Genomic DNA, 20,553 nt, shown 5'->3' on the forward strand with positions numbered 1-20,553 from the left:
ATACGACCGTATGATAACAGCCGCGTCCGAGGGCTCGCAACGCACTTGGCAGGGCTACCTCACCAGCGGTTGCGGGCCTCCTCCGCCCACCCGGTCAGCCCGTCCAGCGACACCCACGTGCCGTCGTCCGCCTGCGCCCGTCCGCTGAACGTGCCGAAGCACTGGTGCGTCTCGCTGGACACCACGACCAGCCCGGACCGGGCGACGCGCTCGTGGAAGGGGTGGAACTCCGCCTGCACCCGCGGCCCCGTGATCCGCCACGGCTTCAGCCAGTCCGTGCGGTCGTACTCCCAGGTCAGGTCGTCGCTGATCTTGTGCAGGCGACCCTCGGTGAACACGGCGTTCTCCGTCGAGCCGGTGCCGTCGGTCCACTGGCCGCCGAGCTGGATCGCCCGTCCCGGCGCACACCCCGCCGCCCAGTTCCACGTCACGGAGCGCGGCCACTTCCCCCGTCCGTGATCGAGAACGGCGAACGAACCGGAGCCGATGACGACCTCGCGCTCACCGAGCACGAGCCGGCCACGCACGGGCCGCCCGAGGTCCTTCAGGGTGTACTGGAACCGCCCCTGGCCGAACGGCACCACGACGCCCAGCGACTCGTGTCCCGCGACGGCGGGCACCTCCGCCTCCAGCCGGAAGCCCGGCGCCTCCGCGCTGATCGTCGTGCCCTCCGGCCGTTGGACGAACTCCAGCGACACCCCGCCGCCACGACCGGAGGCGGTGCCGGCGCCGCTGCGGTCCGGCATCCGCACGCCGCGCGCCAGCGGCGTCACGGCGTCCTTGACGAACTCCTGACCGGTCTCCCGGTCCAGGACGTACACGCCGAGTGTCGCCGCGTAGTCGAGGGAGGCGGCGACCAGTCCGACGATGTGGGTCGGCGTCACCAGCCCCCAGTACTCCCACCGCTTGGCCCGGCCCCACCCGCGCAGGCTCGCGCGGTGCAGCGGCTGCCGCGTCCACCCCACCGCCGCCGGGTCGAGCCGCCCGTCCGGGAGGCAGAGGTCCACGGGGCTGGTGATCTCACGTTCGACGGGCATCGCGGCGGCCTTTCCACGGTGGTACTTGCCCGGGATCTAACACACCCGTGCTCAGTCGTCTTCGTGGCACCCCCATGACATCTGTCATGGAGAACTGGTGCGGTGCCGCACTGCCGCACGGCCGTCGCGGCGGAGATCGTGGATGGCATGACAGCGATAGAGGTGCGCGACCTGACCCGCCGGTACAGCGGTGGGTTCGAGGCCGTGCGAGGGGTGTCGTTCGACGTGGAGCGCGGCGAGATGTTCGCCCTGCTCGGCACGAACGGAGCGGGGAAGACGTCGACGGTCGAGGTCGTGGAAGGGCTGTCACGCCCGGCAGAGGGGACCGTGCGTGTGCTCGGCCACGACCCGTACCACGAACGGGCCGCCGTCCGGCCGCGGGTCGGCGTGATGCTGCAGGAGGGCGGGTTCCCGCCGGACCTGACGGCGCGGGAGGCGACGGCGATGTGGGCGGGGACGCTCACATCGCCGCGGCCCGTCGAGGAGGCGCTGGAGCTGGTCGACTTGGCGCACCGGGCGTCGGTGCGGGTGAAGCAGCTGTCCGGGGGTGAACGGCGCCGGCTCGACCTGGCGCTCGCGTTGCTGGGCAAGCCGGAGGTGCTGTTCCTCGACGAGCCGACCACCGGGCTCGACCCGGAGAGCAGGCGCAACACGTGGGAGCTGTTCCGGGCGCTCCTGCTGGAGGGGGTGACCGTGCTGCTGACGACGCACTACCTGGAGGAGGCCCAGGCGCTGGCGGACCGGCTGGCGATCATGCACCGCGGCCGCATCGTCGCGCAGGGCACGGTGTCGGAGGTGGTGGACGCGTACCCGTCCCGGATCACGTTCGTGCCACCGCCAGATGTCCAGCTCCCGATGGTCGCCGATCCGGACGGCACGGGACGCGTGACCGTGCGGACCAACGACCTGCAACGCACTTTGCACGACCTTCTCTCCTGGGCACACGCGCACGACGTCGCACTGTCCGGTTTGGACGCGCGGTCGGCGTCGCTCGAAGAGGCGTTCCTGGCGATCGCGGAGGAGGCGGCATGAGGGCCACGGCTGTCGGGCAGGCGGAGCTGAAGCTGTTCTGGCGCAACAAGACCGCGCTGTTCAACTCGCTGGTGCTGCCGTTGTTGCTCATCCCGCTGCTGGCCATCGTGGACGCCGACGGCGTGCCGCTGGTCATCGGCATCATCGCGTTCGTGCTGGTGATGGCTGTGTACTACAACCTGGTCACCACGTTCGTCGCCCGGCGCGAGGAGCTCGTGCTGAAGCGGCTGCGCGTCGGTGAGCTGGCCGATCCGGAGATCCTGCTGGGCACGGCACTGCCGTCCGTCGTGATCGCGCTCGGGCAGATGGTGGTGGCCGCCGTCGTCGTGGGGGTGATCACCGGCGTCGACCTGCCGTCCCGCCCGTGGTTCGTCCTGCTGGCCGTTGCCGGTGGCATCGCGTTGTTCGCCCTGCTCGCCGCCGCGTCCTCGGCGTTCACCCGCACGGTGGAGATGGCCCAGATCACCTCACTGCCGGTGCTGATGGCGTGCTTCCTCGGCTCCGGCCTGATGATCCCGCTGTCGATCGCGCCGGAGAACGTCCAGACGGTCCTGAACCTGCTCCCGCTCAACCCGGTCGTCGACCTGCTGCGCGCCGCCTGGCAGGACGGCCCCGTGCTGCGCCCGGTGATCGTCCTCGCGGCCTGGGTCGCCGCCGGCACCTACGCTGTACGACGCTGGTTCCGGTGGGACCCACGGAGGTGATCTTGCTCGGCTGGTGGCGGTCCCGCGGCAACGCGGCGCGGTTCGACTTCTCGGTCCGCGTCACGTTCTACCTGACCTACCTGTGCCTGCCGCCGCTGCTGATCCTCAGCCTGGCCGACGACATCGGACCCGCCGCCGTGGCACTCGCCTCGGCGGCGGTCCTGGTGCACGTGGCGCTCGGCGTGCGGCTCGCACACCTCGGCATCGAGCACTACCTGGGCAGGACCACGTTCCCCACCTCGCTGTTGCTGGGCTACCTGGCCTTCACGGCCGCCGTGCTGGCCACCGCGATCCTCGCCCACCCGCGCCCGCCACCCGGCGAACCGCACGGTCCGGTGGCCGGCATGGCCGTGCTGTTCCTGGTCCTGACGATCACGACGCTCTCCGCGCTGCGCCCGGTCCGGCCGTTGATGGCGGTGACCCTGGCCAGCTGCCTTCTCATGTTCCTCATCTCGGACATGGGCCAGGCGGTGACGTCCACGATCATGTTCGTGTTCCTGTCCTTCGCGTTCCGCACCACGCTGTGGATGCTCGGACTGGTCTGGGAGCTCGACCGCTCCCGCGAGGTCAGGGCCAACCTGGCCGTCGCCGAGGAGCGCCTGCGCTTCGCCCGCGACCTGCACGACGTGGTGGGCCGCAACCTCTCCGCGGTGGCGCTGAAGGCCGACCTGGCCGCCCAGCTGGCGCGCCGCGGGCGTGAGTCGGCGATCGACGAGATGCTCGAGGTCCGCCGCATCGCCCAGGAGTCGCTGGACGAGCTGCGCGCCGTCGTCAGCGGCTACCGCACCGCCGACCTGTCCGTGGAGCTCGCCGGTGCCCGCTCCCTGCTCGGCTCCGCGGGCATCGACTGCCGGGTGATCGGCGAGGCCACCGTCGAGGGTGAGCAGGCGGGCGCGCTGGGCTGGGCCGTCCGCGAGGGCGTGACCAACGTCCTGCGCCACAGCAAAGCCACGACCTGCACGATAACGTTGCGCGGCAAGGTCCTCACGATGTCCAACGACGGCGCCGGCACGTCCGCCCTCCGCTACGGCAGCGGCCTCGCCGGCCTGACCGAACGCGTCGCGGCACTGGGCGGCTCCGTGACCGCCGCCCCCGAAGCTCCCGACCGCTTCGTCCTCACCGTGGAGCTCCCGTGATCCGCATCCTCCTGGCCGACGACGAGCACCTCATCCGAGGCGCCATGGCCGCTCTGCTGTCCCTGGAAGACGACCTCGACGTGGTGGCGCAGGCCGCGACCGGCGCCGAGGCTTTGGCGACGGCACGGGCGGTCCGCCCGGACGTGGCCGTGATCGACCTGCAGATGCCCGACCTCGACGGCGTGGCCGTCGCGCAGGCCCTCGGCGCGGAGCTGCCCGAGTGCGGCACGATGATCGTGACGAGCCACGGCCGCCCCGGTCACCTGAAACGGGCGCTGGCGGCGGGTGTCCGCGGCTTCCTGCCGAAAACCGTGTCGTCCGACGTCCTGGCCACGGTTGTCCGCACCGTCCACACCGGCGGCCGGTACGTCGATCCTGCCCTCGCCGCCGAGGCCATCAGCGCGGGCGACAGCCCGTTGACCCCGCGGGAAGCGGACGTCCTGGAACTGGCTCTGGAAGGCGCCCCGGTGGACGAGATCGCCCGCCGCGCCTCCCTCTCCCCCGGCACGGTCCGCAACTACCTGTCCTCGGCCGTGGGCAAGACCGGCGCATCGAACCGCCACGAGGCCGCCCGCTTCGCCAGGGCCAAGGGCTGGATCTAAGCCTCCCACCACCGCAGCACCCGCAGCGCGTGGAACGTCAGCCACTTCGACGGCTCCCCCGCCTCCACGTCCACCTCGAACCACACCCGCCCGGGGTGCCGCCCCGCCTGCAACCACGTCCCGTCCGCCTGCCGGGCCCCCTTGACCATCGCCACCGCGGCTCCCGCCCTGGCGTCCTTCCGCCCCGCCTCCCGGAAGTGGTCCAGGGCGTTGAGAACGCTGTACCCCCACCGGAACGGCGACCGGAACTGCCCGGCCCACTCCCCCACGACCTCGCCGGTGGACAACCGCCGGGAGAGGTGCCGCTTCAGCAGGTACTCCTCGCCCCGCAGCCGGGCCTCCCTGGTCCGCGGCGTCCCACCCGTCGCCCGCTCGTGGGCCAGCAACCCCTTCAGCGAGTTGAGGGTCGAGGCGAACGACGACCGCGTGGACCCCTCGACCCACTCGCAGTTCCACCCGCCGTCCGCGAGCTGGTGGTCGACGAACCACTCGGCGATCCCCTCGACGTCCACGCCGAGCCACACGCCGTTGGCCAACGTCCACGCGTTGATGCAGCAGTCGACCTCCCCACCCCAGTAGGGCAGGTCGTCGTACTCCCACCGGCAGTTCTCCGCGAGCAGCTCCGGAGTCCGCCGCTCCCGCAGCACGGCCGGGTCCAGCCCCCACTCCCGCAACGAGTTCAGCGACCACGTGGTGGCCGTCCAGGGTTGCCCCTCCTCCTTGCCGTGCTCGAACCCGGCGGGGAAGAACGCCCCACCGGCCCACATGCCGTCGCTGCCCTGCTCGGCCAGCAACCGGGCCCCGAACCCCTCCACCGCGACCCGCCGCCGCGTCGCCCGCCACACCTCGGCCGGCTCGTCCAGCAGGTCCCGCTGCACCTGCCACCGCAGTGCCGGGTCGGAGTCGAGCAGCCACCCCATCAGCTCATCCACGCCCGCGACCGTAGTGCAGGAACCGCCGGTTCCTCAGCGGGTGGAGCGGTGCCCGGCGAGGGCCGCGGCCAGGGCGGTGAGCGCCAAAGCCGCGGCGACGACCGCGAGCGCGCGCACCGCGCTGCTCGGGTCACCCGAGGACGCCAGGACGAGGTACAGGCCGCCGAAGACCGAGATGCCCAGTGCCGCGGCGACCTCGGTGGAGGTGTTGAGCAGGGCGCTGATGTCGGCTGCCCACTCCTGCGGAGCCGTCTGAGTGAGGGTGTGGACCAGGGCGTTGAACCCGAGGCCGAGTCCCCCGCCGAGCACCCCCAGCAGCACCACCAGGGCCACGTAGTTGTGACCGAACAGCAGGAGCTGGCCGGTCAACCCGCCTCCGGCCGACCGTCAGCTCTCCCACGTCGACGACGCCGGCCAGACCGGCGACCGCCTCCACCCCGGCGACCCGGTCGAGCACCCCGACCGGTCCGCCACCAGGAAGCGGATCGCCGCACCCCCGTGCCGCCGCGGCACGATGTCGACCAGGTGCCCCACCGCGCGCCCGACGACACCTCCCACGAGATCGACGCCCAGGGCGTGGTGCACCAGCCGGGGGATCATGCCGCCGGCCAGCCTGGGGTTGACCTCGATGATCGCGGGCCCGGCCGCCCCGAGCCGCAGCTCCGTGTGCGTCGCGCCCCAGGCCACGTCCAGCACGCGCAACGCGCGTTCGGTCGTCGTGACGAGCGCGGAACGGACCCCGATCCGGAGACCGGTTTCAAGTCCACCAGGTGCCCGAGCCGTCCGGCGACCTCGACGGCCTCCCGCACCTGCTGCACCACAAGGACGAGTTCCTCGTCAAACCGGCGATCGGCATGCAGGGCACCGGCGTGGTCAGCCGGGACACCGGCGGTGCGCAGCAGAACGCCGTCGTCGCCTTGTGACACGGAAGCCCCTTACTGCTTTACTATGGTACTAGCAAAGCAGTAAGGGGCTTCCGTGTTCGTCTTCCGGCTCGACACCCACTCCGGCGTGCCGCCGTACCTGCAGCTCGTCCAGCAGGTCCGCCAAGCGGTGCTGCTGGGCTTCCTCCAGCCCGGCGACCGCCTCCCGCTCATCCGCGAGGTGGTCGAGGACCTGGCGATCAACCCGAACACCGTCGCCAAGGCGTACCGGCAGATGGAACAGGAAGACCTGGTCACCGGCCGGCCAGGCCAGGGCACGTTCGTCAACGAGCAGCAGTCGGCCGTGATGGCGGCATCGACGTACACGTCCCTGCGCCGCGGCCTCGTGACCTGGCTGCGCCGCGCCTACGACGCCGGTCTGGACGAGCAGGCGGTCAACGCGCTCTTCACGTCCGTTCACCAGGAGACGCGGAACGAGGGCGTGGCGTGACCGAGCTCGCGTTGCGCACCGAAGGGGTGGGCAAGCAGTACCGGAAGAGCTGGGCGCTGCGCGACTGCACCCTGGCCCTGCCCGCAGGCGGCGTGATCGCCCTCGTCGGCCCGAACGGGGCGGGCAAGACCACGCTGCTGCGCCTGGCCGTCGGATTGCTCGCACCGACCACCGGCATGGTCGAGGTCCTCGGCCACGACGTCACGGCCAGCACCCCGCACACCCTGTCCCGCGTAGGGTTCCTCGCCCAGGACCATCCGCTCTACAAGCGCTTCACCGTCGCCGAGATGCTCCGCTTCGGCCGCGCCTGCAACCTCCGCTTCGACAAGGACCTCGCCGAACGCCGGCTGGCGAAGCTCGGCATCCCGCTCGACCGCAGGACGGGCACGCTCTCCGGCGGCCAACAGGCCCAGGTCGCCCTGGCCCTGGCCCTGGCCAAACGCCCGGACCTGCTCGTCCTGGACGAGCCGGTGGCCAGCCTCGACCCGTTGGCCCGCCACGAGTTCCTGCAGACCCTCATGGGCGCCGTGGCCGAGGGTGACGTGACCGTCCTGTTCTCCTCCCACGTGGTGCACGAGCTCGAACGCGTCTGCGACCACCTGATCGTCCTCAACAACGGCCGCGTCACCCTCGCCGGCGACATCGACACCCTCCTCGCCGAGCACCGCTTGCTGATGGGCCCACGCACGTCCGCCGATCCCGCTCAAGGCAGCTCCGTCGTGGAGACCGTCCACAGCGACCGGCACACAACCCTGCTGGTGCGCGACGGCGGCCTCCCCACAGCACCCGGCTGGCAGGCCCACCCGGTCGCACTGGAGGACCTGGTGCTCGCGTACCTGCGCCGTCCCGTGGAGGCGGCATGACCTGGCTGATCTGGCGCCAGCACCGCACCGAGGTCTGCGTCCTGGGCTTGCTGGTCGGCATCTTCGGCATCACCCTGCTGGTGCTCGGGGCACAGGCCCACGACCTGTTCCCCCAAGGCCCCGCCCACTGCGCGGGCCAAGCCGGCCTCGACGACGCCTGCACGTCCTCCTTCCGCCGCCTCGACGACGAGTACGGCTTCATCGAGAACCTCCTGGCAGCCTTCTACCTGGTCCCGGTCGTCATCGGCGCCTTCCTGGGCGCGCCACTGCTCGCCCGCGAACTGGAAGACGGCACCTGGCAACTAGCCTGGACACAGGCCGTTCCGCGAATGCGCTGGCTGACAGCCAAACTGACCGCCCTGGCGGGCGTCACCATCGCACTAACCGGCATGTTCACCGCGGTACTCACCTGGTTCCGCCAACCGTTCGACGCCTGGGAAGGCCGCTTCCAATACGACTCCTTCGACCTGCAAGGACTCGTCCCGGTGGCATACGCGCTGTTCGCGTTCGCCGTCGCCACCACCGCAGGCGCGATCCTGCGCCGCAGCCTGCCAGCGTTCGGCGTCGCGTTCGGAGCCTTCCTCGCCGCCCGCATGGGCGTGGCACTGCTGGCCCGCCCCGCCTACGCCACACCGCTCACCACCACAGAACCCATCGCCCCGAAGAGCGGCAACACCGACTGGACGATCGAACACGGCTACGCCAACGCCGACGGCCGCAGGCTGAGCTCGACCGAGTACTACGACCTGGAGTCCGCCGCCAACCGTGCAGGCACCACCCTCACCCAGTTCCTGCGCGAACAGGGCGTCCAGCAGTACCGGGTCTACCACCCGGCCGACCGGTTCTGGACGTTCCAGCTCATCGAGACGACCCTGTTCATCGCCGTCGCGGCGGCCCTGGTCGGCGTGGTGGTGTGGCGGGTGCGGCGCCGCGTCATCTGATGCGTGCGGCACCGGCACGGACCATTCTCGACCGGTGATCTTTCGCCGCGCCCCGGCGCGTCAGTCTGCGCCGCCCTCCAGGCCACCGCTCGCGATCACGCCAGACACGACCGTGGATCCCTCATCGCCGCAAATCTCAACGGCACGATCCTCACAAATGCGCACCACGACGAGCGGACCAACATCACCGACGTCACGACCGACGAGAACACCCGAGGCGCATGGTGGTGATGGCCCGCAGGTAGTCGCCGATCAGGTGCCGGTGGGCGCTCAAACGTCCCAGCCGACCATCGGCACCACCCACGAACCAGGTGGCCCACCGCTCGGCCGGCGGCAGGCCACCTGCAACGTCCTGTCACGTCAGCACGCCTAGTCCTTCCAGGGCATCTCGTCACGCAGCCCTTCGTTGATGGCGAAGGCGTTCTTCACCGCGGCCTTGAGCGCACCCTCCACCCAACGGCGGTGCCGCCGGTCGCACGCGTCGTTGGCGAACCACACCCGCCCCACCGGCCGGATCACGTCCTCGTAGAAGCCCTCGCTCATCTCGAACGCGCGGAACAGCGGACCGATCCCGCACGCGAACCAGTCCAGCGCCCAGTCCTTGTAGACGCCGAACTCGAACGTGTCCCGAGCCTCCGGGTGAATCTTGACCAGGTCCTCCAACGCCTGCTGCACGCTCTCCTCGCCCGCCAGCGGCGTGTAGGGCATGCTGTCCTGCTCCCAGCAGTAGGACGCGATCATCACGCCCTTGCGGTAACGGGTGTCCTGCCCAGCCGGCGGGTAGACGATGTTGCGGATGGCCAGGTCCGTCACCGTGAGCCCGTGCGTGATGCCGTACGCGCTCTCCCACCACCGCTCACTGAACTGCATGAACAGTTTGTGCGCACGCCCGTAGTAGGTGTTGCGGATCGCATACCACTTGTCCGGGTCAAGCCCCTGGATCTCCATGTGCCGCAGGCTCGCGAACGGCACAGTCACCACCACCTCGTCCGCGACGACCGTGTGCGACCGCCGCCCCGACCGGTAGTAGACGCGCACCCCGCTCTCGTCCTGGTCGATGCCGTGCACCTGCGCACCGAGCCGGATGTTGTCCATCAGGTAGGGCTCGAACGCACGCGGCAGCGAGTCAGCCCCGTCCACGAGATAGGAGAGGTCGCCGAAAACATCCTCGTAGTAGTGGGAGAACCACTCGACGAGCGAGAAGTGGTAGCGCCCCTCGAGGTTGAACAACGGCCCGAGCATGGACAACGCCCCGTCACCAAGCCCGCGCTCCTTGAGATACCCCAGCAGCGTGTACTTGTCGTAGTCGACAAGGATCTTCTGCCAAGCCTTCTCCTGCCCCTCACTCTCCATGACGTCGATCAACGGCTGCACCGTGTGCCGAAGCAGTTCGTGCGGCGCCTTGTCGGCCTCCGCCGCCGACAGGTCGAAGTCGAACGAGGTCGAGTCGAAGTCCCGCCGCCGCACCCCTTTGCCCTGCAGGTAGATGAACGTGTCCTCGTCGTACATCGGAAAGGGCTTGGTCTCGAGACCGAACTTGTCCTTGATGAGCCACTGCACCAACGGGTGCTGTTCAGGAAACCGCATAGCGCCGAACTCGCCGTACATGTCGCCAGCGAACTCACGGTGGGTGAGAATGCGCCCACCCAACCGGTTCTGCCCCTCCAAGACGGTGACCTCGTGCCCGGCTTCCTTGAGCAACAAGGCAGCCGTCAAACCCGCCATCCCGGCACCAACGACAGCAACCCGGCGCTTCGGCGCCGAACTCTCCGGCAACCCGTCCTTCAACAGGTCGAGCACGTCCACAGCCATGACCGAACCTCTCACTCCATCGTCACCCTGAGCTGGTATGAGAGGCGGCCGTCCTCACTTCGACCGTACTGCGGGATCAAACGCCCGACTACAACACGATGGGGTGGTTCGGCTCCCAACGGCCCGCACGCCTGTTAGATCAGTCGCCGAGTCCCGGCAGGTCATAGCCGGTGCGGTCGTCCCACTCGATCTCATAGTCGTCGAGGGTGAAGGCCCAGTCAGCGTCAGGCACCGCCCTACGCAGCGCGGTGACCCCAGCCAGCCAGTGCACCAGCGACGGCACCACCCGCTCTTCCTCGGCGGGCAGCTTGGTCGACCCGTCGAGCACCGTTCCGGACTCCAGCCCGTCGTAGAGGTACAACACCTCTTCTTCCGAGAACGGCGCGTTCGCGTTGAAGGTGTCAACGACTCGACCAACGGCCGCGAGCTCGCCGTCAGTCAGCGGCACCGAACGACGAGCCGTGTAGTAAAGAGAAACGCCCACGCAGACCACCCTAACGAGCTGCGTTCAGGCAGCCTCCGCTGCCGCCCACTCTCGGCCAGCCCAGCGCGCCGCCCTCGATCACCGGAGGGAAGCACCTCAGCCCGTCCAACACCTCGCCAGCGAACCACCACCCGAACAGACACTGCCTCCTTGCCGCAACCCTGGTGCTCTCACCTGCACAAACGCCGTGCGGAACCCCCGATTTTGGCGCGCGACGACGATCATGTAATCTATGCACACACCACGGCGAGAGCCGAGGCGGAACTGAATACGTCCGGGTGGCGGAATGGCAGACGCGCTAGCTTGAGGTGCTAGTCCCCGCAAGGGGGTGGGGGTTCAAGTCCCCCCTCGGACACGCAAAAGTGGCAAGTTTGCCACAACTACGTGACAGGTGCTCAGGTCTACTTGAGCACCTGTTTCGCGTCTCGGCACCACGAACGGGTGGTGTCCGATGACCCGCTCCTATATCCGCCCTCTCATCCCCACCGTTACTCCGGCGGGTCCCGCGGATATCTCTCAGCGCTTTGTCGGCCAGCCACTCCCCCTTATCTCCGTACCCGTTTCCAAGCCTCCCCGCTCGACCAACGTCGTGTACGGAATGGCCACGGTCGACGACCGCGGCCGGGTCGCTGACCGGCACATCACGGCCGCGCTGGGGTGGGACGGCAGCACCCGGTTGAGCATCCGTGAACACGACGGCCTGCTCGTCGTCACCGCCGACCCGCACGGTGTCGTCAAGCTGAGCGCACAGGTCTACCTCCGCCTCCCCGCCCAAGCCCGCCGCGCGGTCGGCATCGTCGTCGGCGACCGGGTCCTGCTCACCGCCCACCTCGACCACCACACCCTGACCGCCTTTCCGCCACGTGCCCTGGACGAACTGCTCCTACCCGCCCTGCCGGGAGGTGAGGATCAGTGACCGGCGCACCCACCCAAGCTGAACTGGAAGCCGCCCGACTGGTCTTGGACCGGATGGGCGTCACCGCCGAGGACCTGCTCAGGTCGGTGAAACCGCCGGCACCCACGTTCGCCGAGTACATCCCTGTCGTGGCGGCCGCAGTCAGCGACGGAACGCGCCGCGCCTACACGCCCTACTGGAACCGCGTGCTCGAACAGTGGGCGGACGTCTCGCTCAGCGACCGCACCCCGACCGACATCCAGCGCCTGGTGCAGCACCTCAAGGCCAACCTCACCGTCCGACGCAACACCCGCAACGGCAACTCCGCCGCCGAACACCTCATCGCCGCCCTGCGCTGCCTCTACCGCCACGCCGTCGACGACGAACTCATCGACGAACGCTCCAACCCCGCAGCAAAGGTAGCCAAACCCCGACGTCAACCCAGCAACCGACGGGCCCTGTCCGGCAAACAGATGGACCAACTCAACGATGTCGTCGCCACCACCGGCAACGATCCGCAGTTGGACTCGCTGATCGTCCGATTCCACACCGAAACCGCAGCCCGGCGTGGTGGCGCCCTCGCCCTGCGACCGAAAGATCTCGACCAGGAGCAGTGCCTGGTTTATCTGCGTGAGAAGGGCGAGACCTCACGCTGGCAACCGGTCTCCCCCACGCTGATGTGGCATCTCCTGCAACACGTCGAGCATCGCGGCGCGCCGATGAACGGGCGGCTGCTGCGCAACGCCAACGGCAGCCAGATCACCTACCACCGCTACGACTACCTGTGGAACCGCGTCGGCCAACAGTTGGCCTGGGCGGGGAAGCAGGGCGTCAGCACCCACTGGCTCCGCTACACCACCCTGACCTGGGTCGAACGGCATTTCGGCTACGCGGTGGCCCGTGCTTATGCCGGGCACAACGACTCCAACAGCGACGCGGGCAGCACCACCACCTACATCCGCGCCACCCTCGAAGAAGTCGCCACCGCACTCGCCACCCTCACCGGAGAACACCACCCACTGACATAACCAGTCGATCCCCTGGGCTGGATCGCACGACGTAGCGATCCAGCCCAGGGCCCGTCAGCCTCACCACATCACCGGATCGGTCCTGCATCTGGCCATAGTGGCCCAGTACATCTGACTTTGGTTGGCGACGCGCCCAGCAGACAGCAGCCATCCCAGTTGATAGCCGACGGGAGGTAGATGTGGGCAAACGCGGCCCAAGCCTCTACCAGTCCCGGTTGAACACCTGGGAGCAGTGGAAGCATGTCGCCATTGCCGCCAACGGCCATTGACTTCCACTGTCGCCGCTTCTCGCCGACGGTCACGCAGCTCTGGTAGCCACCGGCGAGAAGCCTCGATCAGGACGTTCGACCGATCCACGCCGGGCTCGCGAGGATTTCGTCGGCAATGGCTGCGGCGCCACCGAACAGTTCGCAGCGAAGCGAAACGCTGCTCCTGGGTGCTAATCTCACAGCTAGCACGTGCAAGTGGCCGTGGGGCGAGAGGGTGGACGTTGGGGACGAAAGCGGGCAAGCGGGTGACAGCCGCGGACGTCGCGCGGTCGTTGGGTCTTTCCAGGGCAACGGTGGGATTCGTGCTCAACGGAACGACCGAGCAGAGGATTTCCGAGGCGACCAGGGACCGCGTCCTGGCGGAGGCCGCGCGCCTCGGTTATCGGCCGCACACGGCCGCCCAGGCACTACGTCGCGGCAGCAGCAGGCTGATCCTGCTGATCATCCCGGACTGGCCGGTCGACTTCAGCGTCAGCAAGTGCGTCGAGGAGGCCTCGCACACCCTGGAAGAGGCCGGGTACTCGCTCGTCACCCAGACGCATCATCCGGTGGGGACGGCGCGCCCGCTCTGGGAGCTGCTCGATCCAGAAGTGGTGGTGGGCTTTGCGCCGTTCACCCCTGACGACGTTACGGCGATGCAGGGCTGCGGTGTCACGAAGATCGTCCCGGGGCTGGAGCCGAACCCGTCGACGCCTGACCCGCTCGGTCTGCACGACGGCCCGCGTTTGCAAGTCGAGCACCTGCGTGCCCGCGGGCACGAGCGCCTCGGGTTCGCCGCGACGAGTGACTCGCGAGTGTCCGGCCTGGTCGAGTCCCGGCTGGCAGCGGCCCAGGAAGCCGCTGCGGCCTCGGGGTTGCCTCCGCTCGTCGTCCGAACCGTCGACGGCAGCCCGGACGCTGCGGGGCAGGCGGTCCAGGACTGGTTGCGGGGGGACGTGACGGGAGTCGTGGCCTACAACGACGACAGCGCTGCCAGGGTGATCGGCGCCGCCATCCGCGCGGGCCGGGACGTTCCGGCCGACCTCGCCGTCATCGGGCACGACGACAGTCCGTACACCGCGTTGTTCGTCCCCTCGATCTCGAGCATCCGGATCGACTACGCGGGCCTTGGACGACACCTGGCCGAACTGGCACTCCACGCGGCCACCGGTCAGCCGCTGTCCGGCGATGGTGTCGACGCCGCGACGGCGGTGGTCGCTCGCGAGTCCACCGCGTCCTGACGGATCACGCGTCGACGACGACCACCCGCAGGCTTCTCGGTCCGTGCACGCCTTCCACCCGGTCGAGCTCGATGTCGCTGGTCGCGCTCGGGCCGCTGATCCAGGTCTGGGCGCGCAGCGGATCCAGTCCCGCGATCGCGGCCGGCACGCCGGGCACGATCTGGTCGCCGCGCACGACGCAGACGTGGATGTCCGGCAGCAGGGAGAAGACCCTGGGACCCTGGCCAGGTCCGTGGTCGAGCACCACGGTTCCCGTCTCGGCGATGCCGATGGCCACCGTGGTCACCACGGCATCGGCGGTGCGCGGGCCGGACGGCGCCGGTCCGGTGACCGGGTGGGGAAACCCGTCCGGCACCGCGACGGTCCTCGCGTCGGCGAGGGCTTCCGCGATCGCGCCGGCCACCTCGGATTCCGCACACCGGCGCACGACCACGCCGTAGTCGGCGACCCGCTCGACGAAGAGCCCGACCAGGTCCGGCAGCTTGACCGGCTTCCGGTGAACGCCGGGCACCTCGCTCTCCTCCGACCGGGCCTGCGCAAGTGCACCGCGGGCCGCGGCCAGGATCTCGTCACGAGCGTTCATCGCGCCTCCACCACTTCCTGAACGACTCCGCCGGTGGCGCCGGGAGGTCGCGGGCATCCGTCCACAGCGAACCGGGCCAGGGCAGTCTCGTCACAGCGCGCCGCCCACCGGGAAGTCGCCTCCGGCCCAGCCTGCTGAACACGGCTGACACGCGTTCGGCGATCCGCAGCCGACCTGACCTGGCCAGCGTCCACGACGCCGCCTTCATCGCCACCGCCTCGGCGTGCGGTCGTGGTCCGCGTCGGACGTCGACGACCTGCGACCGCAGGTGAACCAACACCTCGGGGATGTCGATGCGGACCGGACAGGCGTCGAAGCAGGCACCGCACAGACTCGACGCGTAGGGCAGGGAGTCGGTCTGGGCGTCCGTTCCCACACCTTTGAGCAACGGGTTGAGGATCGCCCCGATAGGACCGGGGTAGACGGACCCGTACGCGTGCCCGCCGGTCCTCTCGTACACCGGGCAGACGTTGAGACAGGCGGAACACCGGATGCACCGCAACGCCTGACGGCCGATCTCGTCGGCCAGTGCGCGGGTACGGCCGTTGTCCAGCAGGACGACGTGCATCTCCTGCGGTCCGTCGCCCGGGGTCACACCGGACCACGTGGAGGTGTACGGGTTCATCCGCTCGCCGGTGCTCGACCGCGGCAGGAGCTGGAGGAACACGTCCAGATCGGCCCACGTGGGCACGACCTTCTCGATGCCGACGACCGACACGAGGATCTCCGGCAGGGTGAGGCACATCCGGCCGTTGCCCTCGGACTCGACGACCACGAGCGTTCCGGTGTCGGCGACGGCGAAGTTCGCGCCGGAGACCGCCATCCTCGCCGAGAGGAACTTCTGCCGCAGGTGCCGCCGGGCCGCTGCCGCCAGCTCGGCTGGTTCATCGCTCAGCTCAGGATCGGTTCCCTCCATCTTGGACAGGAAGATCTCGCGGATCTCCGCGCGGTTGCGGTGGATCGCGGGCACCAGGATGTGGCTGGGCAGGTCGTCACCGAGTTGCACGACGAGCTCGGCGAGATCGGTTTCCCACGCGGTGACGCCTTGGGCGGCGAGCGCCTCGTTGAGCCCGATCTCCTGCGTTGCCATGGACTTGACCTTGACCACTTCGTCGACACCGTGGCTGCGTGCGATGCGACCGACCACGTCGCACGCCTCGGCGGCGTCCCGCGCCCAGTGGACCGTGACTCCATGATCGGTCAGCGACCGTTCCAGCCGGAGGAGGTGCCGGTCGAGTTGCCGAAGGGTGTTGTCCTTGATGGCGGCGCCGGCTCGGCGCAGCTCTTCCCACTCCGGCACCTCGGCGACCACCGCCGCGCGCTTGGCGCGGATGGTGGCTGTGGCGTGAGCGAGGTTCCGCCTGAGCTGCGTGTCGCCGAGGGCTTCGCGGGCTGCCTGGGGAAACGGCGGCATGCCGAGGAACGTCACCGCTCCCCCTCCGTGCCGGCCAGGACGTCGGCCAAGTGCATCACCTTCACTCCGGAGCGCTGTCGTGAGAGCAGGCCTCCTATGTGCATGAGACAGGAGTTGTCGCCCGCGACGAGGACCTCGGCGCCGGTTTCCCGGACGTGCCGTGCCTTGTCGGCCCCCATCGCGACGGAGGTGTCGGTGTTCTTGAGGGCGAAGGTGCCGCCGAACCCGCAGCATTCGTCCGCTGCGGGCAGCTCGACCAGGTCGATGCCGCGAACAGCCCGCAGCAGGCGCAACGGCCGGTCACCGACCCGCAGCATCCGCAGCGAGTGGCAGGTCGGGTGGTAGGTGACGCGGTGTGGGAAGTAGGCGCCGACGTCCTCGACGCCCAGTACGTCGACGAGGAACTCGGACAGCTCGAACACCTTCGACGAGGCCGCTGCGAGCCGTTCGTCATTGCCCCGGCGAGCCACGATCCCGTGCTGGTGCCGGACCGACCCGGCGCACGAACCGGACGGCGTGACGATCGCGTCGTACCCGTCGAACGCCTTGGCGAAAGTGCGCACGACGGGCACGGCCTCGTCGAGGTAGCCGGTGTTCACCATCGGCTGACCGCAGCACGTCTGCGCGTCCGGGAAGTCCACGTCGACCCCGAGCCGGCGCAGCAACCGGACGACGGACTTGCCGGTCTCGGGGAACAGCGCGTCGTTGACGCAGGTGACCAGGAGCGCGACCTTCACGGCACCTCCGCCCCGCTCCACAGCGCTGTCCGCGCCGAAGGGGTGTACCTGCGCACCGGGTGGGTGCTGCGGATCAACGCGCGCATCGAGGCCAGGTCCGGCAAGTCCTCACCGAGGGCGCGGGCTTGCACGAGCACGTTGCCGAGCGCCGTCGCCTCCACGGGGCCGGCCACGACGGGCACGCCGCAGGCGTCGGCGGTCAGCTGGCAGAGCAGTTCGTTGCGAGCTCCTCCCCCGACGACGTGCACGACGTCGACCGGACGGCCGGTCACATCCGCGACCTCGCGCACCGCGCGCCGGTAGGCCAGCGCCAGGCTGTCGAGAACGCACCGCACGAACTCCGCCGGGCTGGCCGGGGGTTCCTGCTCCGTTGCCCTGCACGCGTTCTCGATCCTGGCGGGCATGTCACCAGGCGGGAAGAACTCCGGTGTGTTGATGTCCACCACAGCACGCAACGGTGGTACCTCGGCCGCCTGGGCGAGCAGGTCCGGCAGGTTCACCTCGAAGCCGCGAGCGCGCCACGCCCGCACGCACTCGGACAACACCCACAGGCCCATCACGTTGCGCAGGAAGCGGATCTTGCCGTCCACTCCCACCTCGTTGGTGAAGTTGGCCGCCATCGCGGCATCCGACAGCACGGGTGCGTCCAGCTCGACACCAACCAACGACCACGTGCCAGAGGAGATGTAGGCGAAGTTGGTTCCCGGTTCCGCGGGAACTCCCACGACCGCGGAGGCCGTGTCGTGGGAGCCGACCGCGATCACCGGGAGGGTCGGCAAGCCAGCCTCCCCGGCGACTTCCGGCAGCAACGGGCCGATCACGTCCCCAGCTGACCGCAGTGGCGGGAACAGCCCGCGCGGCACGCCCACCGCATCGGCGAGCCCGGTTGCCCAAGAGCGGGTGCGCACGTCGTAGAGCTGGGTCGTCGACGCGTTCGTGTGTTCGGCGCCGATCTGCCCGGTCAGCCAGTAGGCGAGCAGGTCGGGAACCATCAGCATCGTCGAGGCGTGGCGCAGCCGTGGACCGTCGAGCTCGGACACCAGCTGGTACAGCGTGTTGAACGGGAGCTGCTGGATCCCTGTGGTGGTGTAGAGGTCGCGGTCCGGCACGACCAGGCGCACCTGGTCGATGACACCGTCGGTCCGGTCGTCCCGGTAGTGCACCGGGTTGCCGAGCATCGTCCCGTCGGCAGCGAGCAGACCGTAGTCGACCGCCCAGGAGTCGATGCCGATCGCGTCGACCGGGGTCTGTGCGTGGGCGGCCCGGATCCCTTCCAGGACCTTCGCGTAGATGCCCAGGACGTCCCAGTGCAGGGTCGGCTTCTGGCGGCCGGCCACGCGCACCGGCCCGTTCGGGAACCGGTGCGCTTCCTCGAGCACGAGCCGGCCGGTGCCGACTGTGCCCACCATGACCCTGCCGCTGGTGGCGCCCAGGTCGACAGCCGCGACGCGCACGGTCATCGCAGGAATCCCGCGGCCACGCCCGCGTCGACGGGGATGTGCAGGCCGGTGGTCTGGACGAGGTCGCCGCCGGTGAGCGCGAACACGGCGGCGGCGACGTGCTCGGGCAACACCTCGCGCTTGAGCAGCGTGCGCTGGGCATAGAACGCGCCCAGCTCCTCCTCCGGCACGCCGTACACGGCGGCGCGCTGGGCTCCCCAGCCGCCGGCGAAGATGCCGGAGCCCTGCACCACGCCATCGGGGTTGACCCCGTTGACCCGGATGCCGTGGGCGCCGAGCTCGGCGGCCAGCAGCCGGACCTGGTGGGCCTGGTCTGCTTTCGCGGCGCCGTAGGCGACGTTGTTCGGCCCGGCGAACACGGAGTTCTTCGACGAGATGTAGACGATGTCGCCACCGATGCCCTGTTCGACCATCGCTTTCGCCGAGGCCCTGGAGACCAGGAACGAACCCTTGGCCATCACGTCGTGCTGCAGGTCCCAGTCGCGGTCGGTGGTCTCCAGCAACGGCTTCGAGATCGACAGGCCGGCGTTGTTCACGACCAGGTCGAGCCCGCCGAACGCCAACGTGGTGGCGTCCACTGCCGCCTGCACGGCGCCGGTGTCGGTGACGTCCGCGGTGATCGCAACGGCGTGGTCCGTGGAACCGATCTCGGCGGCTGTCCTGGCAGCGGCTGCGGCGTCGAGGTCGGCGATCGCCACGCAGGCACCCTCGGCGGCGAGCCGCAGGGCGATTGCCCTGCCGATGCCCGAGCCCGCACCGGTCACGAGGGCGATCCGCCCGGCGAGGGGTTTCGGCTTCGGCATCCGCTGCAGCTTGGCTTCTTCCAGCGCCCAGTACTCGATCCGGAACTTCTCGCTTTCCGGGATGGGTGCGTAGGAGGACACGGCCTCGGCGCCGCGCATGACGTTGATGGCGTTGACGTAGAACTCACCGGCCACGCGCGCCGTCTGCTTGTCGCGTCCGAACGAGAACATGCCGACGCCGGGAACCAGCACGATCGCCGGATCAGCACCGCGCATCGCTGGGGAGTCCGCGGTCGCGTGTCGCTCGTAGTAGGCGCGGTAGGAGTCGCGGTAGTCCGCGTGCAGCTGCTTGAGCCGCGCGATCACGTCCTCCAGCGGTGCGGTGCCCGGCAGGTCCACCACGAGTGGGCGGACCTTGGTCCGCAGGAAGTGGTCGGGGCACGAGGTTCCCAGTTCGGCCAGCGGTCCCAGCTTTTCCCGCGAGAGGAAGTCGAGCACGGCCTCCGAGTCGGTGTAGTGCCCGACCACGCGCTGGTCGGTCGAGGCGAGTCCGCGGATCAACGGCGCGAGTGCCGCCGCACGAGCCCGCCGGTCGGTTTCGAGCAGGGCCTCGAAGCCTGGTACCACCGCACCGAACGGCTCCGCGCAACCGCGCTCGACCAGGAACCTCTCGGCGGTCCGGATGATCTCCAGCGAGTTCTGCCGGCATTCCTCGGAAGTGGCTCCCCAGGCGGTGATGCCGTGCCCGCCGAGGATGACGCCGATCGCCTGCGGGTTGGCCGCCTTGACCGCGGCGATGTCCAGCCCCAACTGGAAACCGGGGCGCCGCCAGTCCACCCAGACGACGCGGTCGCCGAAGCACTCCTTCGTCAGGGCGGCACCGTCGGCGGCGGTGGCGAGCGCGATGCCGGAGTCCGGGTGCAGGTGGTCGACGTGTGCCGCGTCGACCAAGCCGTGCATGGCCGTGTCGATCGAGGGCGCCGCACCGCCCCGGCCGTGCAGGCAGAAGTCGAACGCGGCGACCATCTCGTCCTCACGCTCGACCCCGGGGTAGATGTCGACGAGCGCACGGAGCCGGTCCAACCGCAGCACGGCCAGCCCTGTCTCGGTCAGCGTGCCGAGGTCACCGCCGGATCCCTTGACCCACAACAGTTCCGCGAGCGAACCAGTCACCGGGTCGGTCGTGACGCCTTTCGCCGAGGTGTTGCCACCGGCGTAGTTGGTGTTGCGCGGGTCGGCGCCGAGCGCGTTGCTGCGCGCGATGAGCTGTTCGGGCACGGTCATGGT

22 protein-coding genes and 1 tRNA gene are annotated in these 20,553 nt (G+C 69.6%); 12 read left to right on the forward strand and 11 right to left on the reverse strand.

The features are described from left to right. Positions 1-59: 59 nt before the first annotated feature. A complete protein-coding gene (locus tag BLT23_RS24960; protein WP_090052702.1) occupies positions 60-1,037 on the reverse strand; it encodes a DUF2804 domain-containing protein in 978 nt (325 codons plus the stop codon). Between the two features lie 147 nt (positions 1,038-1,184). On the opposite strand from BLT23_RS24960, the gene BLT23_RS24965 reads away from it, so the two are divergent. The 4 genes from BLT23_RS24965 to BLT23_RS24980 are packed head-to-tail and all read left to right on the forward strand — an operon-like array spanning position 1,185 to position 4,511. Then, positions 1,185-2,069: an ABC transporter ATP-binding protein gene (locus tag BLT23_RS24965; RefSeq protein WP_090052982.1), complete on the forward strand. Its 885-nt coding sequence runs from the start codon at positions 1,185-1,187 to the stop codon at positions 2,067-2,069. Further along, positions 2,066-2,773, forward strand: a complete 708-nt coding sequence (locus BLT23_RS24970) for an ABC transporter permease (RefSeq protein ID WP_090052704.1) — start codon at positions 2,066-2,068, stop codon at positions 2,771-2,773. The genes BLT23_RS24965 and BLT23_RS24970 overlap by 4 nt, the downstream gene beginning before the upstream one ends. Continuing rightward, positions 2,755-3,909 (forward strand): sensor histidine kinase, encoded by a 1,155-nt coding sequence (locus BLT23_RS24975; protein ID WP_218133876.1) that lies wholly within the window; start codon positions 2,755-2,757, stop codon positions 3,907-3,909. Before BLT23_RS24970 ends, BLT23_RS24975 begins: the two co-directional genes overlap by 19 nt. Further along, complete coding sequence (locus BLT23_RS24980; protein ID WP_090052706.1) at positions 3,906-4,511, forward strand: response regulator transcription factor; 606 nt, start codon at positions 3,906-3,908, stop codon at positions 4,509-4,511. The genes BLT23_RS24975 and BLT23_RS24980 overlap by 4 nt, the downstream gene beginning before the upstream one ends. Here the strand turns inward: BLT23_RS24980 and BLT23_RS24985 are convergent. Genes BLT23_RS24985 through BLT23_RS24995 form a run of 3 tightly spaced genes read right to left on the reverse strand, consistent with a single transcriptional unit; the run spans position 4,508 to position 6,145 of the window. After that, the gene (locus tag BLT23_RS24985) at positions 4,508-5,443 is read right to left on the reverse strand and encodes a prenyltransferase/squalene oxidase repeat-containing protein (protein WP_425434408.1); all 936 of its coding nucleotides are present in this window, start codon (positions 5,441-5,443) and stop codon (positions 4,508-4,510) included. The genes BLT23_RS24980 and BLT23_RS24985 overlap by 4 nt on opposite strands. A gap of 33 nt (positions 5,444-5,476) precedes the next feature. Continuing rightward, positions 5,477-5,812, reverse strand: coding sequence for a hypothetical protein (locus BLT23_RS24990; protein ID WP_090052708.1), 336 nt, complete (start codon positions 5,810-5,812; stop codon positions 5,477-5,479). A gap of 18 nt (positions 5,813-5,830) precedes the next feature. Then, positions 5,831-6,145, reverse strand: a complete 315-nt coding sequence (locus BLT23_RS24995; RefSeq protein ID WP_143036026.1) for a hypothetical protein — start codon at positions 6,143-6,145, stop codon at positions 5,831-5,833. 68 nt (positions 6,146-6,213) lie between these two features. Here BLT23_RS24995 and BLT23_RS40945 point away from each other — a divergent pair, with 68 nt between their 5' ends. From BLT23_RS40945 to BLT23_RS25010, 4 genes are read left to right on the forward strand one after another with little or no spacing between them, the layout of a single operon-like run. Beyond that, positions 6,214-6,366, forward strand: coding sequence for a hypothetical protein (locus tag BLT23_RS40945; protein WP_176946908.1), 153 nt, complete (start codon positions 6,214-6,216; stop codon positions 6,364-6,366). Between the two features lie 55 nt (positions 6,367-6,421). Beyond that, a complete protein-coding gene (locus BLT23_RS25000) occupies positions 6,422-6,817 on the forward strand; it encodes a GntR family transcriptional regulator (RefSeq protein WP_090052712.1) in 396 nt (131 codons plus the stop codon). Next, on the forward strand, positions 6,814-7,680 hold the full coding sequence (locus BLT23_RS25005) for an ABC transporter ATP-binding protein (RefSeq protein ID WP_090052714.1): 867 nt from the start codon (positions 6,814-6,816) through the stop codon (positions 7,678-7,680). The genes BLT23_RS25000 and BLT23_RS25005 overlap by 4 nt, the downstream gene beginning before the upstream one ends. Continuing rightward, positions 7,677-8,621 carry an ABC transporter permease subunit gene (locus tag BLT23_RS25010; RefSeq protein WP_090052716.1) on the forward strand — a complete coding sequence of 315 codons (945 nt, stop codon included), beginning with the start codon at positions 7,677-7,679 and terminating at the stop codon, positions 8,619-8,621. The genes BLT23_RS25005 and BLT23_RS25010 overlap by 4 nt, the downstream gene beginning before the upstream one ends. A 369-nt stretch (positions 8,622-8,990) precedes the next feature. Here BLT23_RS25010 and BLT23_RS25015 read toward each other — a convergent pair whose 3' ends face one another. Together BLT23_RS25015 and BLT23_RS25020 are read right to left on the reverse strand one after the other, a co-directional pair. Next, the gene (locus BLT23_RS25015; protein ID WP_342713695.1) at positions 8,991-10,472 is read right to left on the reverse strand and encodes a flavin monoamine oxidase family protein; all 1,482 of its coding nucleotides are present in this window, start codon (positions 10,470-10,472) and stop codon (positions 8,991-8,993) included. Between the two features lie 100 nt (positions 10,473-10,572). Further along, positions 10,573-10,917 carry a hypothetical protein gene (locus BLT23_RS25020; protein WP_090052989.1) on the reverse strand — a complete coding sequence of 115 codons (345 nt, stop codon included), beginning with the start codon at positions 10,915-10,917 and terminating at the stop codon, positions 10,573-10,575. A gap of 272 nt (positions 10,918-11,189) precedes the next feature. On the opposite strand from BLT23_RS25020, the gene BLT23_RS25025 reads away from it, so the two are divergent. From BLT23_RS25025 to BLT23_RS25040, 4 genes are all read left to right on the forward strand, one after another. After that, positions 11,190-11,272 (forward strand) — tRNA-Leu (locus BLT23_RS25025). 243 nt (positions 11,273-11,515) lie between these two features. Continuing rightward, positions 11,516-11,833 carry an AbrB/MazE/SpoVT family DNA-binding domain-containing protein gene (locus tag BLT23_RS25030; protein ID WP_090052720.1) on the forward strand — a complete coding sequence of 106 codons (318 nt, stop codon included), beginning with the start codon at positions 11,516-11,518 and terminating at the stop codon, positions 11,831-11,833. Beyond that, positions 11,830-12,840: a tyrosine-type recombinase/integrase gene (locus BLT23_RS25035; protein ID WP_245744147.1), complete on the forward strand. Its 1,011-nt coding sequence runs from the start codon at positions 11,830-11,832 to the stop codon at positions 12,838-12,840. Before BLT23_RS25030 ends, BLT23_RS25035 begins: the two co-directional genes overlap by 4 nt. A 514-nt stretch (positions 12,841-13,354) precedes the next feature. Next, on the forward strand, positions 13,355-14,329 hold the full coding sequence (locus BLT23_RS25040) for a LacI family DNA-binding transcriptional regulator (protein ID WP_281248891.1): 975 nt from the start codon (positions 13,355-13,357) through the stop codon (positions 14,327-14,329). Between the two features lie 4 nt (positions 14,330-14,333). On the opposite strand, the gene BLT23_RS25045 is transcribed toward BLT23_RS25040, so the two are convergent. From BLT23_RS25045 to BLT23_RS25065, 5 genes are read right to left on the reverse strand one after another with little or no spacing between them, the layout of a single operon-like run. After that, positions 14,334-14,912 carry a LutC/YkgG family protein gene (locus BLT23_RS25045; RefSeq protein ID WP_090052727.1) on the reverse strand — a complete coding sequence of 193 codons (579 nt, stop codon included), beginning with the start codon at positions 14,910-14,912 and terminating at the stop codon, positions 14,334-14,336. Further along, a complete protein-coding gene (locus BLT23_RS25050) occupies positions 14,899-16,326 on the reverse strand; it encodes a LutB/LldF family L-lactate oxidation iron-sulfur protein (RefSeq protein ID WP_090052992.1) in 1,428 nt (475 codons plus the stop codon). The genes BLT23_RS25045 and BLT23_RS25050 overlap by 14 nt, the downstream gene beginning before the upstream one ends. An 11-nt stretch (positions 16,327-16,337) precedes the next feature. Continuing rightward, the gene (locus BLT23_RS25055; protein WP_090052998.1) at positions 16,338-17,063 is read right to left on the reverse strand and encodes a (Fe-S)-binding protein; all 726 of its coding nucleotides are present in this window, start codon (positions 17,061-17,063) and stop codon (positions 16,338-16,340) included. After that, positions 17,060-18,523, reverse strand: a complete 1,464-nt coding sequence (locus BLT23_RS25060; RefSeq protein ID WP_090052729.1) for a rhamnulokinase — start codon at positions 18,521-18,523, stop codon at positions 17,060-17,062. The genes BLT23_RS25055 and BLT23_RS25060 overlap by 4 nt, the downstream gene beginning before the upstream one ends. Continuing rightward, positions 18,520-20,550 (reverse strand): bifunctional aldolase/short-chain dehydrogenase, encoded by a 2,031-nt coding sequence (locus BLT23_RS25065; protein ID WP_090052995.1) that lies wholly within the window; start codon positions 20,548-20,550, stop codon positions 18,520-18,522. Before BLT23_RS25065 ends, BLT23_RS25060 begins: the two co-directional genes overlap by 4 nt. Between the last annotated feature and the right edge of the window lie 3 nt (positions 20,551-20,553).

This window comes from Lentzea fradiae, from assembly GCF_900100955.1.
Lineage (GTDB): Bacteria > Actinomycetota > Actinomycetes > Mycobacteriales > Pseudonocardiaceae > Lentzea > Lentzea fradiae.